This window comes from Streptococcus plurextorum DSM 22810, from assembly GCF_000423745.1.
Lineage (GTDB): Bacteria > Bacillota > Bacilli > Lactobacillales > Streptococcaceae > Streptococcus > Streptococcus plurextorum.
On record NZ_AUIO01000012.1, the window covers coordinates 57,191 to 71,007 of the forward strand.

The 13,817-nt window shown below is 40.9% G+C and carries 17 protein-coding genes and 1 riboswitch; of the genes, 6 read left to right on the top strand and 11 right to left on the bottom strand.

Annotation, left to right across the window (positions count from 1 at the left end; genetic code table 11):
- Positions 1-31: 31 nt before the first annotated feature.
- The 5 genes from G575_RS0108690 to G575_RS0108710 form a co-directional block, all read right to left on the bottom strand.
- Positions 32-739 carry a DUF6994 family protein gene (locus G575_RS0108690; RefSeq protein ID WP_027972388.1) on the bottom strand — a complete coding sequence of 236 codons (708 nt, stop codon included), beginning with the start codon at positions 737-739 and terminating at the stop codon, positions 32-34.
- Between the two features lie 118 nt (positions 740-857).
- On the bottom strand, positions 858-2,402 hold the full coding sequence (locus G575_RS0108695) for a peptide chain release factor 3 (RefSeq protein WP_027972389.1): 1,545 nt from the start codon (positions 2,400-2,402) through the stop codon (positions 858-860).
- A gap of 500 nt (positions 2,403-2,902) precedes the next feature.
- Positions 2,903-3,598 carry a Bax inhibitor-1/YccA family protein gene (locus G575_RS0108700; RefSeq protein WP_027972390.1) on the bottom strand — a complete coding sequence of 232 codons (696 nt, stop codon included), beginning with the start codon at positions 3,596-3,598 and terminating at the stop codon, positions 2,903-2,905.
- 21 nt (positions 3,599-3,619) lie between these two features.
- Positions 3,620-4,120 carry an HD domain-containing protein gene (locus G575_RS0108705; protein WP_027972391.1) on the bottom strand — a complete coding sequence of 167 codons (501 nt, stop codon included), beginning with the start codon at positions 4,118-4,120 and terminating at the stop codon, positions 3,620-3,622.
- Between the two features lie 36 nt (positions 4,121-4,156).
- Positions 4,157-4,897, bottom strand: coding sequence for a TrmH family RNA methyltransferase (locus G575_RS0108710; RefSeq protein WP_027972392.1), 741 nt, complete (start codon positions 4,895-4,897; stop codon positions 4,157-4,159).
- A gap of 75 nt (positions 4,898-4,972) precedes the next feature.
- Here G575_RS0108710 and G575_RS0108715 point away from each other — a divergent pair, with 75 nt between their 5' ends.
- From G575_RS0108715 to G575_RS0108735, 5 genes are all read left to right on the top strand, one after another.
- Positions 4,973-5,839, top strand: a complete 867-nt coding sequence (locus tag G575_RS0108715) for a glycoside hydrolase family 25 protein (protein ID WP_027972393.1) — start codon at positions 4,973-4,975, stop codon at positions 5,837-5,839.
- Between the two features lie 57 nt (positions 5,840-5,896).
- A riboswitch (TPP riboswitch) is annotated at positions 5,897-5,994 on the top strand.
- Positions 5,995-6,024: 30 nt separating this feature from the next.
- A complete protein-coding gene (thiT, locus tag G575_RS0108720) occupies positions 6,025-6,546 on the top strand; it encodes an energy-coupled thiamine transporter ThiT (protein WP_027972394.1) in 522 nt (173 codons plus the stop codon).
- A 75-nt stretch (positions 6,547-6,621) separates the two neighbouring features.
- Positions 6,622-7,101: an aminoacyl-tRNA deacylase gene (locus G575_RS0108725; RefSeq protein ID WP_027972395.1), complete on the top strand. Its 480-nt coding sequence runs from the start codon at positions 6,622-6,624 to the stop codon at positions 7,099-7,101.
- Positions 7,098-7,463, top strand: coding sequence for a YccF domain-containing protein (locus tag G575_RS0108730; protein ID WP_027972396.1), 366 nt, complete (start codon positions 7,098-7,100; stop codon positions 7,461-7,463). The genes G575_RS0108725 and G575_RS0108730 overlap by 4 nt, the downstream gene beginning before the upstream one ends.
- Before the next feature lie 13 nt (positions 7,464-7,476).
- Positions 7,477-8,112, top strand: a complete 636-nt coding sequence (locus tag G575_RS0108735) for a histidine phosphatase family protein (RefSeq protein ID WP_027972397.1) — start codon at positions 7,477-7,479, stop codon at positions 8,110-8,112.
- Positions 8,113-8,140: 28 nt separating this feature from the next.
- Here the strand turns inward: G575_RS0108735 and G575_RS0108740 are convergent, their stop codons facing one another.
- The 6 genes from G575_RS0108740 to lepB all read right to left on the bottom strand — a co-directional run bounded on the left by G575_RS0108740 (position 8,141) and on the right by lepB (position 13,386).
- Positions 8,141-8,983: an amino acid ABC transporter substrate-binding protein gene (locus G575_RS0108740; protein WP_027972398.1), complete on the bottom strand. Its 843-nt coding sequence runs from the start codon at positions 8,981-8,983 to the stop codon at positions 8,141-8,143.
- 43 nt (positions 8,984-9,026) lie between these two features.
- Entirely contained in the window at positions 9,027-9,656 is a 630-nt protein-coding gene (locus tag G575_RS0108745) for an amino acid ABC transporter ATP-binding protein (RefSeq protein ID WP_027972399.1), read from the bottom strand.
- Positions 9,657-9,666: 10 nt separating this feature from the next.
- Complete coding sequence (locus tag G575_RS0108750) at positions 9,667-10,308, bottom strand: amino acid ABC transporter permease (RefSeq protein ID WP_027972400.1); 642 nt, start codon at positions 10,306-10,308, stop codon at positions 9,667-9,669.
- Positions 10,309-10,453: 145 nt separating this feature from the next.
- Positions 10,454-10,786 carry a zinc ribbon domain-containing protein YjdM gene (locus tag G575_RS0108755; protein WP_027972401.1) on the bottom strand — a complete coding sequence of 111 codons (333 nt, stop codon included), beginning with the start codon at positions 10,784-10,786 and terminating at the stop codon, positions 10,454-10,456.
- An 87-nt stretch (positions 10,787-10,873) separates the two neighbouring features.
- Complete coding sequence (glmS, locus tag G575_RS0108760; protein WP_027972402.1) at positions 10,874-12,688, bottom strand: glutamine--fructose-6-phosphate transaminase (isomerizing); 1,815 nt, start codon at positions 12,686-12,688, stop codon at positions 10,874-10,876.
- 140 nt (positions 12,689-12,828) lie between these two features.
- Positions 12,829-13,386 carry a signal peptidase I gene (lepB, locus tag G575_RS0108765; protein ID WP_027972403.1) on the bottom strand — a complete coding sequence of 186 codons (558 nt, stop codon included), beginning with the start codon at positions 13,384-13,386 and terminating at the stop codon, positions 12,829-12,831.
- Positions 13,387-13,595: 209 nt separating this feature from the next.
- Between lepB and G575_RS0108770 the strand changes: the two genes are divergently transcribed.
- A partial coding sequence (locus G575_RS0108770; RefSeq protein WP_027972404.1) for a transposase family protein occupies positions 13,596-13,817 on the top strand: 222 nt, incomplete at its 3' end.

Genomic DNA, 13,817 nt, shown 5'->3' on the forward strand with positions numbered 1-13,817 from the left:
CAAAGTAAAAACTGATGATAGTAAATTGATATTATCCTCCATGCTTATCAAGCATATTTCTCAGGTATCGATTAATCAAAGGTCGAATATCCTGAATTGATTTAATATCACGAATGACTGTACCATCACTTAATTCTAAATCATAAACTTCATAGTTCTCGTCTACAAAATCATCAAACTTCATTTTTTGAACAAAATCTTTGAAATCCTTAAACTGTTGTAACCAAAGTTTTGTAAATTCTTGTTGATAAGCTGGAGACATTAGTGTCTTTAATTTTGGTTGTTCAAAATATAATTTTAAGTCATACAGTAAACAATCAATCCTATCTAAATAGGCAACGTAACGCTGGGTGTTAATTGTTGGTAATTTATGTTTCGGCCAAATAAAATGCAAGTCACTGTTTCCACGTACTCTTTTATAATCTTCAAGCCATTTATCAAAGTCACCATTATGTAATTTCACTAATTGTTTCCGACCACAAACTATATCAGCTGACAACCTAATTCTTTGTCCAGCAACCTCCATTTCAAGATGCGTTGGAGTAACTCTTTCTAGTGGGGCAAAATCATAACGCTGAGACAAAACTTTGTACAATTCAATATCTCTGGCATCTGGATCCCATGATAGACTTGTAAAAATATCCTCAATACTTGCAGGAGAAGTCTTTTGAAAAATTTTATAATAGTCACTATTATAAAATTGATTAAAACGTTGTATATTTTCCTTATAAACCTTCATCAGTTCTTATTTCCCACTAGAAAAGGTCCACTGGACCTTAGCCATTGGTAAGCCGACTGCTGTCGGATCTCATCTCCAACCTTTCACCTCGCTTGACATCTCTAGGCTCGGGCTGTTGTTACATCTTCTCCTCCAACTCCACATCCGGATACTTGTCCGCAAACCAGCGGAGGGCGAAGTCATTTTCAAAGAGGAAAACGGGTTGGTCAAAGCGGTCTTTGGCTAGGATGTTACGGCTTGAGGACATCCGTTCATCCAGGTCTTCTGGCTTGATCCAACGGACTGTCTTTTTACCCATTGGAGTCATAACCACTTCTGCATTGTACTCGCCTTCCATGCGGTGTTTGAAGACTTCAAACTGGAGCTGACCAACAGCCCCCAGCATATACTCGCCAGTCTGGTAGTTCTTGTAGAGCTGGATAGCTCCTTCTTGCACCAGCTGCTCGATTCCCTTGTGGAAGGATTTTTGTTTCATGACATTTTTAGCAGACACTTTCATGAAAATTTCAGGAGTGAAGGTTGGCAACGGTTCGAACTCAAACTTGTTCTTGCCTACGGTCAAGGTATCTCCTACCTGGTAAGTCCCTGTATCGTAAATCCCGATAATGTCCCCCGCTACTGCATTTTCCACATTCTCACGTGACTCGGCCATGAACTGGGTCACGTTGGACAACTTAGCTCCCTTGCCTGTACGAGGCAGGTTAACCGCCATGCCGCGTTCAAATTCGCCTGAAACCACACGGACAAAGGCAATGCGGTCGCGGTGACGAGGGTCCATGTTGGCTTGGATTTTGAAAACAAAGCCTGAAAAGTCTTTATTGAGCGGGTCAATGACATCCCCTGTCGTTGTCTTGTGACCATGTGGCTCTGGAGCAAACTCCAAGAAGGTATCAAGGAAGGTCTGCACACCAAAGTTTGTCAGGGCTGAACCAAAGAAAACAGGGGTCAAATCGCCGTCCAAAATCGCCTGCTCTGAGAACTCATTCCCAGCTTCCGCCAAGAGCTCAATATCGTCCAAGACCTGTGCGTAAAAGGGATTAGAACCAAAGAGCTTGTCACCCTCGTCCAAACTTGCAAATCGCTCATCGCTTCGGTAGAGTTCCAAGCGTTTGTTATGAAGGTCATAGAGGCCCTCAAAGGATTTGCCCATACCAATCGGCCAGTTCATCGGATAGCTGGCAATACCTAAAACTTCTTCCAACTCCTGCAACAAATCCAGTGGCTCCCGACCGTCACGGTCCAACTTGTTGATGAAGGTAAAGACTGGAATGTTTCGGTGTTTCACAACCTCAAAGAGCTTTTTGGTCTGGGCCTCGATACCCTTGGCAGAATCCACCACCATAACAGCCGCATCTACTGCCATCAAGGTCCGATAGGTATCCTCAGAGAAGTCCTCGTGCCCTGGTGTATCCAGGATATTGACCCGCTTACCCGCGTAGTCAAACTGCATGACAGACGAAGTCACCGAGATCCCACGTTGCTTCTCAATATCCATCCAGTCAGACTTGGCAAAGTTACCAGTCTTTTTCCCCTTAACCGTACCAGCCTCACGAATCTCGCCCCCAAAGTAGAGCAACTGCTCAGTAATAGTGGTCTTACCCGCGTCCGGGTGAGAGATAATCGCAAAGGTGCGGCGTTTCTTGATTTCTTCTTGTAATGACATGATATTTCCTTTTCATTTTCTGTATTTGGGTTCATAGCAGAGCTAAACTCTTATAATCTCAGCTTACATTGGATGGTCCTCATTCCTTGACTTAGCTCTCCTTAAAAACAAAGAAGTTGCCATATAACTTCCTTATTATAACGGAAACAAAGGGATTTTTCAATCAAGTCATAACGAATCATTCAAGACCATTGATGACATCAAATAAGCACCCGACTTCTCTACCGAGAACAGCTCTTCCTTACTATTAAGAGCGATACAAACACGGTTGATCCATATCCTCAACAAAATTTCCCAAACTTCTTCTCAACATAAACACCTACCACTAACCAAAACCACCTATCGTATAAGCTCCTTGACCCTCACCTCATCATGAGACTTTAGAAGTCTGATATCACACTTCCTCTCTGGACACCATGATAGGACATTGAGCGTTGATGATAGACCCTCCAATCGTCTTTCAATACTAAAAAAGAGAGCCTGTTGGCTCTCTTTATTTATTAGTCGTTTCGTGATAGAAGACGAAGCATATTGAGGAAAAGGTTAATAAAATCTAGGTAGAGATTCAGTGCCATTGAAATAGCCCAACCATCTCCCACACGACCTCCTGTTTGGCGATAAACTTGCTTGATTAGCTGATTTTCATAAGCAATTAAACCTGCAAAAATCACAACGGAAATGAGACTAATAATGTAGCTCATAGTACCACTACCAATAAAGATATTGACCAAGCTTGCAATAACAACACCGATCAAAGCAGCATACAAAGCCTTAGCTATACCAGACAAATCTTTCTTGATGACCATGCCCAGCACTGCCATGACCATAAAGACCAAAGCAGATGAAATAAAAGCTTGGAAGACCGTTGATTGTGCATAAAAGATGAGGATGAAGCTTAACGTGAAACCATTTAAAGCTGAGTAAGTCAAAAAGAGTGGTAAGGCACTTGGACTATTTTTACGTGCGGCGCTTGAAGCCACCCAAACTAAAGCTAACTGCCCAAAAATAGCGGCATAGTAGACCCAAGAAGCGCTCTGAAGAATCGTAATGACCTGAAAATAATAGCGATACAGCATCAATCCTGAGACCACTGCTGATAAGGCAATCCCAAGACCAACCAAACCATAAATTTTAGCAAAAAAGCGATTCAGACCTGCATCTGATTCCGTATAAATAACATTATTTTGAAATTCCATTTCATTCTCCTTTGATTTCCCTTAGTGATGATGACTGCCCAATTCCTTACGACGAAGGAAAGGGCGTTTCCGCCAAGCTTTTCGGATGGGTCTAGTCGCCTCTCTGACTGCCCAATATTTGTCAACCATGCTCACCAAATAGCTTTCTTTATAACGCGGAGGAGCAATGGTAGCTCCCCACATGTGTTTGAGGATAATATCCTCTTCTTTGTGGTTTAGTTCAATTAACTTTTTGGCATTTCGTGCGGCAATACGTGGATGCGTCCAAGCATGACCTTTTTTAAATTTAGTGTCTCGCCAATCATAGTAAAATAAGTCATGAAGTAGACCTCCACGAGCTGTTGATTTAGCATCCCATCCTAGTTTCCTAGCGATTTTAAAGCTGGTGTAAGCCACGTTGATCGAGTGCTCATAGCGTGTGGAATGCTTATGCTGGACAATTTTATCCAACTTTCTAAACTTAGGGTGCCGAATCAGATGCCCGACATGGGACATGAATTCAGCATCATTCGTATAAGGCATAACAATCACCTCCTAGCATCATTATACCATGATTTCTTAAATCAAGCTGAAAATAAGGATACCTGCTGCCACTGCAACATTCAAACTTTCAGCCTGACCTGGCATACTAATATGAACTAGTTGATCAGCTACTTTTGCAACCTCTGAAGAGATGCCACTTCCTTCATTTCCAAGAACCAAGACAAAGCCATCACGATTTACAACCTCTTTATAGTCAATAGAATTCTTGGACAAGGTGGTCGCCACTATCTGCAATTCTGATGCCCTAAAGAGCGCTAGCAAGTCAGAGGTAGACTGCCGCCAAATGGGTAAGTGAAAGTGACTGCCTTGCATAGAACGCAAGGTTTTTGGGTTGTAAATATCTACCGTCTTATCAGATAAAAAGACGCCATCAAACCCCGCAGCATCAGCCGTTCTGATAATAGTACCGACATTTCCGGGATCTTGCACATCTTCTAAAAAGAGGTAACGACCAGATAAGCCTTCTGGGGAAGGCACATCTGTTATAGCCACCTCAGCAATCACGCCTTGAGGAGTCGGTGATTCTGACAATTCCTTTAAAATCTCTATGGTAACAAGGCTAACATTTGGACAGTCTTTCACCCGATAGGCCATCTCATCCAAGACAAAGATATTGAGAAACTTCGCATCAGCTTTTTGAGCTTCTTCAAACAAATGCCATCCTTCTATCAAATAGGACTGCTTCCGATATTTTTTTTGCAACAGCTTTTTAGCTGACTTAATGGTTGAATTACTTCGTGATCTAATCGTGTTCATGATTTTATTATATCAAAAAATAAAAAACAAACACAGGACTTTTATTTTCTGTCTTATTAAAGTATAATAGAGCTAATGAGAAAGAGAATTAAACCTATATTTATTTTGGTTTTTATCGGCTTCTTCCTTTCTGCTTTAGCAACAATAAGATTGCGGCATGAATACACTCAAGCCCAGCTCCTGAAAGCCAATCAAGCAAAAGCAAAACAAGCCGCGGCAACAGAAACAACCACTGAAGCAGAGGAAGCATCGACAGAACCTTTTGTTTTGAATCCTATCATTGATGTCTCTGGATGGCAACTCCCTAGCGATATTGATTACGATCTCCTATCGGCAAATATCTCTGGGGCTATTGTCCGTGTTTTTGGCGGTTCGCAAATTACCAAAGATAACAACGCCGCCTATACAACTGGCATTGATAAATCCTTCAAAACCCATATCACCGAATTCCAAAAACGTAATGTTCCTGTGGCAGTTTATAGTTATGCCCTTGGCAGTAGCGTTGAGGAGATGAAAGAAGAAGCCCGTCTCTTTTATGAGAATGCCTCGCCATACAACCCTACCTTTTACTGGATTGACGTGGAAGAACCTACCATGTCAAATATGAATAAAGGGGTAGAGGCCTTCCGTAAGGAGTTAAAAAAATTAGGTGCTGAAAAAGTAGGTATCTATATCGGCACTTACTTTATGGCGGAACAAGGCATTTCAGTAGATAAATTTGATGCTGTTTGGATTCCAGCCTATGGTGATAATTCTGGCTACTACAACGCTGCACCACAGACCAATCTCTATTATGATTTACACCAGTACACTTCAGCAGGATGGGTCAGTGGTTTTTCTGGGAATCTAGACCTCAACCAAATTTCACCCATCTCCTCTGATGCCAAAGCAACCTATGAAAAGCTTTTTGGCCCTATTGAAGAAACAGAAAATACGAACTGATATTAATATCAGTTCTTTTCTTTTGACAACTATCGTTATTTTTAATATACTTTAAAAAACAACACAAAGGAGTGCCTCTGGCTGAGATCGCATCTGCGAAATCCTCATCACCTGATCTCGTTAGGACGAGCGTAGGAATTGTGAGTACAGTTAATGAACTCTTTTGTGCGGACAAAGGAGTTTTTATGTCGTATTTTTCTACACGAGTCCTCATCCAAACAGCAATGATGACTGCCTTAGCCGTCGTCCTCGATAAACTGGCGATTTATCAAATGCCTCAAGGGGGGAGCGTTACCTTGGTCATGCTTCCCTTACTGATGATTGCCTTTCGATTTGGGGCAAGAGCTGGACTATTTGCGGGGTTTTGCACCGGCCTTCTTCAACTTATCTTTGGTGGCTATTTTTTAAACCCTATCCAAGTCACTTTGGATTACCTATTAGCTTACAGTGCTGTCGGAATAGCGGGGTTTTGTCGCCACAAGACCCTTCTTTCTCTATCCCTGTATTCCATTTTAGCTAGTTTAGCAAGACTCTTTTGGCACGTCTTAGCTGGCATTGTTTTTTACGCCGACTATGCACCTGAAGAGACTCCTGTATGGATTTACTCTCTCACTTATAACCTCAGCTACATGTTACCCTCCACTGTTCTAACGCTTTTAATATTACTGACTCTTTATAAGCGTAAACCCTTATGGCTTGAAAATTAAAAATCTGACAAGGATGAGAAATAATGGTATAATAGTTTTGTTATACTGTTTTTTCTTTATTAAGGAGATGACGTTATGGCTAAGAAAAATACTCTCAAGAAGAACTTGGTCAACCAAATTTTGGATAAGGCAGGTATCGCCTACGATAATCTTGATTTTAACGGTCTTGATGGTCGCTATCCAGATGACGTTGACCCCTCAAGCATTTTTAAAACATTAGCCCTAACCGGCGATAAAACTGGCCCAGTTATTGGGATTTTACCTATTACTGAGCATCTTGCCCTCAAAAAAATAGCTAAAGCCTCCGGTAATAAAAAAGTTGTGATGATTCCCCAAAAAGATTTGGAGAAGACTACCGGCTATGTCCATGGCGCCAACAATCCTATCGGTATTCGACAAAAGCACCGGTTCCCTATCTTTATTGATGAAAACGCTCTGGAAATCGGTCAGATTATTGTTTCAGCTGGAGAGCTAGGTCGCTCGATACGAGTAGATAGTCAAGCCTTAGCCGATTTTGTTCAAGCGACTTTCGTAGATCTCAAGGAGGAAGAATGACGTTTATTGGTAATGTAATTTGGTTTGTTGTTGCTGGCTTTTGGTCATTCTTATCTTGGTCTTTAGTCGGTCTCTTGCTGTGCTTATCTATTATTGGGATTCCTTTTGGGATTCAGTGCTTTAAGATTGCTAGCTTTGGACTCTTTCCCTTTGGAAAAGAGGTTATACCATCTAATCAACTGTCTAGTTTATTCTTTAATATCCTATGGATTGTCTTCTTTGGTTGGGAATTATTTCTAGTTCATCTAGTCACAGCTATTGCCTTATGCCTCACAATCATCGGAATTCCCTTTGCCCTACAATCCCTAAAACTTGCTATGCTCTGCCTCTTCCCTTTTGGGGTGAGCGTGATTAAATCTTAGATTTGGAGAATACATGAAACTTTATTTTGTTCGTCACGGAAAAACGGAATGGAATCTGGAAGGACGTTTTCAAGGTTCTAATGCTGACTCACCACTCTTGCCAGAAGCTTTGGAAGACATCGCAGAGCTTGGCGACTATCTCTCTACCGTAGCCTTTGACAAAGTTTACTCTAGCGATCAAAAACGCGCCTATGATACCGCACAGCTATTAATTGACAAGAATGAAAAAGATATTCCTGTCGAAACTAGCCTATGTCTACGCGAATGGAATCTTGGTATCCTTGAAAACAAAAAAATTAGCAATATGGAAGCTATTTATCCAAAACAGATGTATGCCTTTCGTCATAATTTAGCCCAATTTAACGCCACTCAATTTAAGGCTGAATCTGTCTTTCAAGTGACTCATCGTATCGCTGATTTCGTCAAAGATTTAAAAGAAATTCAAGCCGAAAACATCCTCATCGTAGGACACGGAGCTAGCATGACTGCGGCTATCCGTCATCTTTTGGGATTTCCTGCTGCACAACTCCGCCGTGCCGGTGGTCTTTCAAACTCAAGCGTGACTATCTTAGAAACAGAAGACTTCGAACAGTTTAATCTGATTACTTGGAACGACACTGCCTTTCTCGATAAGAAAAAAGTGATTTAAAAAATCTGACTCAAAGAGTCAGATTTTTTTAATTCTTAACCGCATCTGTGGCAGTATCTTCTCCGAACCATTTTTCAGAAATCTCTTGGTACTTACCTTCCTTGTAGAGTTCTGTAAAAGCAGCGTTGATTTTTTCAACTAAAGTCTTATCAGCCTTTCTAGCACCCACACCAAAATCACCACTTTCAAGAGTTGCTGAAATCAATGCGTACTTATCCAACTCTCCTTTTTGAGTCAGGTAGTAGTTAGCATAGACATTGTCAACTAATAGTGCATCAATACGACCATTTTCTAAGTCAAGAAAAGCTTGAGTAAAGGTGTCATAAAGTGTGGCATCATTATCTTTAACAAGATCTTTCAAGACTTCTGGAGCATCCACAAAAGCATCGTAACCTGACGATCCTGCTTGAGCACCGAGGTTTTTATCTGTCATATCCGATACTTTTTCAATCCCTGAATCAACCTTAGTAACTAATACTTGTTCATTAACCATGTAGGGGTCTGTGAAAAGAACTTTTTTAGCACGTTCTTCTGTCATGGTATAGCCATTCCAGATAAGGTCAATATTGCCACTATTTAACTCATTTTCCTTCATTTCCCAGCTAATGGGTTGCCAAGTGACCTCGATACCATACTTAGCAAATACCGCATTTGCTAAGTCAATATCGAAACCAACATTGTTTCCTTGTTCATCTTCAAATCCCATTGGGACAAAAGTATTATCAAAACCAATGGTAATTGATTTTTCTGAAACGTAGGTTTCCCACTGGTCACTATCTGTGGCCTTTTTCTCTGTTTTTGAGCCACAAGCCATTAACGTTATGGCTGCTAAAGCGCAGACAAATCCTTTTGCAAATTTTCTTATTGTCATCATCTCTATTTGGCTGTCAAATGAAGGACAGCCTTCCTTTCTGTTATTTAGGGTTGACCTTGATAATTTTGTCCGAAATGGATTCTGCAAAAGCCATGTCGTGGGTCACCACAATTTGTGTCATACCAGCGTCACGATTCTGCAAAATGAGTTTCTCAACTTCTTGACGAAGTTCTGGGTCTAATGCAGATGTCGGCTCATCATAGCCAATAATTTCTGGATCAATCATCATCGCACGCGCTAAGGCGACTCGTTGTTTCTGACCACCAGACAAGGAATGCGGGTAAGCTTTAGCTTGTTCCTTAAGCCCTAAACGTCCAAGTAAGTCATAAGCTTTCTGCTCTGCTATTTCCTTAGTCCTCCCCATAGTCTTTTGAGGAGATAAGGTCAAGTTTTCCAAAACACTCAGATGTGGGAATAATTGAAAATCCTGAAAGACAAACCCTAGTAGATTCACCGTTTCTAAGTGATCAATAGCAACGTCTTGACCGTTATAAATAATTTCCCCAGAGTCAATACTCTCAAGACCAGCCAACATGCGAAGTAAGGTCGTTTTACCCCCTCCTGAAGGTCCAACTAACGAGAGCACCTTTCCTTCTTCAACCGTTAGATTAAAGCGGTCAAATATGACTTTGGAACCGAAGGTTTTTGAAATATTTTTTAATTCTAGCATAGGGTTCCTCCTATTTGTAATAGCTAAAATACTTTTCAGCCCACTTAGACAAGAGTGTCGCAAGCCCAATCATGATCAGATAGATAGCTCCTGCATAAAACATCGGCATTAGACTGGCTTCACGATTAGTTGCCGTTTGACTAACACGAAACAGTTCTGTAATTCCGACCACATGAACGAGAGAGGTATCTTTAATCAAGGTCATGATTTCATTAAAAACACTTGGAAGAACCACTTTCGTGACCTGAGGTAAGATAATATATCGAATCGTCTGAAAAGGCTTAAACTTTAAAACTTTGGCCGCTTCGTATTGACCATTTGGAATAGAAGCAATTCCTCCACGAAAAATTTCCGCAAAGTAAGCTGCATAGTTTACCGTAAAAGCTAAAATGGCTGATGGGATCCTATCTAAGGTCACTCCCACCATTGGAAGGACATAAAAGAAAAAGATTAATTGCAATAAAAGTGGTGTGCCACGCATAATCCAAATGTATAGATGGAGGAACCACTCCAAAGGTTTAAATTGAATACGCATCAGAAATGCGACCAGGACCCCTAAGGGAATTGACAGGATTAGGACAATGCTAAAAATCTGCAATGTCACTTGCGTTCCTTCCCAGAGTCTTGGCAAAAGTGTCAAAAAGCTGGACATGTTTCCTCCTTCTACACTGAGACCCCTTTAGCCTCAGAAAATATAGTATGCATACGATTATAACAAATTTTCTGAATTTTTGGTATATATTTATATAAAAAGAGATAAAAAAAACTTGGAAAATCCAAGTTTTTCTCTTTATCAATCAAATTTTCTTAACAAACTCTGATTTTAGCTTCATCGCACCAAAGCCATCAATTTTACAATCAATGTTATGGTCTCCAGCAACAATCCGGATATTCTTCACACGCGTTCCTTGCTTGAGGTCTTTAGGAGCACCTTTAACCTTAAGATCTTTGATGAGGGTAACGGTATCTCCGTCAGCTAGGCGTGTCCCATTGGCATCTATCGCAACAAGGCTGTCATCTTCTACGACTTCATTTGGATCCCACTCATAGGCACATTCTGGACAAATGAGGAGTAGACCATCCTCATAAACATATTCTGACTGACATTTTGGGCAATTTGGTAAATTCATGATATTTTCCTTTCACTGTTTCCATTATTTTATCGAAAAATAGCAGTGCTGGCAAGAGGCTAGGCTATTTTCATCACAATTGGGAGGCTATTCGACGGTTACGGACTTAGCCAGATTACGTGGCTTGTCAACATCAAGACCACGATGAAGAGTGGCGTAATAAGCAATAAGCTGAGTCGGTACCACCATTGCTATTGACGATAGGAAAGGATGTACCGTTGTCACCACAATATCATCTTCTGCACGTGCTATCGCTTGGTCCACAATAGTCAAGACATTGGCACCACGTGCAGCCACTTCCTGAATATTACCTCGAGTATGCGCGGCTAACATCTCATTATTTGAGATAAGAGCAATCACCGGCACTCCTTCTTCAATCAATGAAATGGTTCCGTGCTTTAGCTCACCTGCTGCAAAGCCTTCACACTGAATATAGGAGATTTCCTTTAGCTTAAGAGAAGCTTCCATAGCCACATAATAATCATTGCCACGTCCGATATAGAAAGCATTGCGTGTTCCCTTGAGCAGGTCAGCGATTTTGCTTTCAATGAGCTCTTTTTCAGACAAGGTCGCTTCAATTGATTGAGCAACAATTGCCAACTCATGTACCAAATCAAAGTTCTGAGCTACTTGGTTACCATTTGCTCGACCAACAGCTGTTGCAAGAACTGCCAAAGTAGCAATTTGAGCTGTATAAGCCTTGGTTGAAGCGACAGCTATTTCAGGTCCTGCATGCAGTAACATGGTGTAGTTAGCTTCGCGTGACAGCGTTGACCCAGGAACATTGGTAACTGTCAAACTAGGAATCCCTAATCTATTAGCTTTGACCAGTACTTGGCGACTATCTGCTGTTTCTCCCGATTGACTGATAAAAATGAACAGCGGCTTTTCACTTAAAAGCGGTTGATTGTAGCCCCACTCAGAAGCAATACCTAATTCAACGGGAGTATCTGTTAATTTCTCCAGAAAATCTTTTGCAGCAAAGCCAGCATGGTAAGAGGTACCAGCGGCAATGATATAAAGGCGATCCGCTTCCTGAACAGCTTTAACAATGGCATCATCAACTGTTAATTGCCCTTCGGTGTTCGTATAGGCAGAGATGATTTTACGCATTACCGTCGGTTGCTCGTCAATTTCTTTAAGCATGTAGTAAGGGTAGGTCCCTTTACCAATATCTGACAAGTCAAGCTCTGCAGTATAAGGAACTCGCTCAACGCTATTGCCAGCATAGTCCATGACTGTAACGCTATCTTTTGTCACAACGACGAGCTCTTTATCATGGATTTCCATATATTGGTTTGTCTCACGAATCATCGCCATAGCGTCTGAACAGACCATATGATAACCGTCGCCAAGGCCTATCAAAAGTGGTGATTTATTTTTTGCCACATAAATGGTCTGACTATCTTCAGCATCCATTAAAGCAAAAGCATATGAACCTTCAATCAGACCCAAAGCTTTTTTGAAGGCCTCAAGAACCGTCAATCCCTCTTCTTCGACAAATTTCCCAATGACATGCACAGCAATTTCTGTATCAGTCTGACCTTTTAAATCGTGCCCGTCAAGATAATCTGCCTTAAGTTCCGCAAAATTTTCAATCACTCCGTTATGAACTAAGGTTAAACGCCCCGTTTGGGATTGATGCGGGTGAGCATTGATTTCAGATGGCTTTCCGTGCGTTGCCCAACGAGTGTGCCCAATACCAGCTGTTCCTGATACATCAATCCCTAGTTTAGCACGCAAGTCAGCAATACGACCTACTGATTTAATTAAGCGACTTGACTGAGCTCCCGTCACATAGATTCCTGCCGAATCATATCCTCGATACTCTAACTTCTCCAAACCTTGCATCAAAATATCGGTTGCGTTTTTATTACCAACAACCCCTACAATTCCACACATAACTAGTTTCCTATCTAAAATTGGTATAGTTCAATTCTTATATAAAAATCACTGACTATATCAGTATAATGCTTTAAAAATTGATTGTCAAATATTAAATTGGTATAGTTCAATCTGATAAAAAAAGAATAATCTTTCGATTATTCTACATCTAAGAACCCAAATTTATCTAAAGGGAGTAGCCTAAAACTAAGGACCCCTACAATTTGTGACCGGCTAATCAAACCAAAGGTACGACTATCTTGCTGATTTTGCCTATCATCATTCAAAATCAGAAAGTGATGTTCTGGCAGGTACCCCATTTCCGTTTGCGCTAAAGTCTCTGACGTAAAATCTGCTGTAAAAGCCGTCTCACTAGGCTGTGATTTGAAAAAAGCCTGACGAAGCTCATATAAATAAGCCTCCTGCTCTGCATGATGGTTCAGATATAAAATATCATCCATATAAACCACAGTATCGCCAGAAGTTGCTATCACTCGTCCCACATAGCGCTTGCCATCCACTTCATATAAGACTAGGTCTTTATGCTTTGGCAAAGACAGTTTAGTCACAAGAAGGTAGTCTTGCGAACTAATAAAAGCATTCGCCTGCGAGGACGCTACTGTATGAGGTTCAAAGACAAAGAGTCTCAATGCGACTGCTACAAGGAGAGCTAGCACTATTAGTAATATTTGTGTTATTAAATCTCGTTTTACCACCTATTCTCTCCAACATCTATATACTACCGCTATTATACCATATTTGTCAGAATCTAGCATCAGAGAAAATCTTGAAAGAAAATACCGGCTCTATAATTTCTGTAGTGGGTAACTCCCCCTTCTGATATTATAGGGCTTTTTGACTGTATGAAAAAAGTCCCATATGACTTATAATGAAAAGCGACCAAACCATCATTAGAAAGACTCATATGGAACTTCTTAAGGATACCACAGATTTAATCGGATTAAAAGACAAAAATATTAAAATCCTTCTCGTTGTACACCTTCACACCCACATCGAAATACGGGCAAAGTTGGACTATCAAGCGCCTGACTGCCCTCATTGTCAGGGAAAAATGATGAAATACGATTTTCAGAAAGCTTCAACTATCCCACTCCTTGATATCCAAGGAATGCCCACCGTCCTTAAG

What these genes read in the sequence shown, in the direction of transcription:
- G575_RS0108725 (WP_027972395.1), top strand. Translation starts at nt 6,622, where the DNA reads ATGGCTAAGAAAAATACTCTCAAGAAGAACTTGGTCAACCAAATTTTG.
- G575_RS0108710 (WP_027972392.1), bottom strand. Translation starts at nt 4,897, where the DNA reads ATGAACACGATTAGATCACGAAGTAATTCAACCATTAAGTCAGCTAAA.
- G575_RS0108695 (WP_027972389.1), bottom strand. Translation starts at nt 2,402, where the DNA reads ATGTCATTACAAGAAGAAATCAAGAAACGCCGCACCTTTGCGATTATC.
- G575_RS0108730 (WP_027972396.1), top strand. Translation starts at nt 7,098, where the DNA reads ATGACGTTTATTGGTAATGTAATTTGGTTTGTTGTTGCTGGCTTTTGG.
- thiT (WP_027972394.1), top strand. Translation starts at nt 6,025, where the DNA reads ATGTCGTATTTTTCTACACGAGTCCTCATCCAAACAGCAATGATGACT.
- G575_RS0108690 (WP_027972388.1), bottom strand. Translation starts at nt 739, where the DNA reads ATGAAGGTTTATAAGGAAAATATACAACGTTTTAATCAATTTTATAAT.
- G575_RS0108745 (WP_027972399.1), bottom strand. Translation starts at nt 9,656, where the DNA reads ATGCTAGAATTAAAAAATATTTCAAAAACCTTCGGTTCCAAAGTCATA.
- G575_RS0108735 (WP_027972397.1), top strand. Translation starts at nt 7,477, where the DNA reads ATGAAACTTTATTTTGTTCGTCACGGAAAAACGGAATGGAATCTGGAA.
- G575_RS0108740 (WP_027972398.1), bottom strand. Translation starts at nt 8,983, where the DNA reads ATGACAATAAGAAAATTTGCAAAAGGATTTGTCTGCGCTTTAGCAGCC.
- G575_RS0108755 (WP_027972401.1), bottom strand. Translation starts at nt 10,786, where the DNA reads ATGAATTTACCAAATTGCCCAAAATGTCAGTCAGAATATGTTTATGAG.
- G575_RS0108700 (WP_027972390.1), bottom strand. Translation starts at nt 3,598, where the DNA reads ATGGAATTTCAAAATAATGTTATTTATACGGAATCAGATGCAGGTCTG.
- G575_RS0108705 (WP_027972391.1), bottom strand. Translation starts at nt 4,120, where the DNA reads ATGCCTTATACGAATGATGCTGAATTCATGTCCCATGTCGGGCATCTG.
- G575_RS0108715 (WP_027972393.1), top strand. Translation starts at nt 4,973, where the DNA reads ATGAGAAAGAGAATTAAACCTATATTTATTTTGGTTTTTATCGGCTTC.
- glmS (WP_027972402.1), bottom strand. Translation starts at nt 12,688, where the DNA reads ATGTGTGGAATTGTAGGGGTTGTTGGTAATAAAAACGCAACCGATATT.
- G575_RS0108750 (WP_027972400.1), bottom strand. Translation starts at nt 10,308, where the DNA reads ATGTCCAGCTTTTTGACACTTTTGCCAAGACTCTGGGAAGGAACGCAA.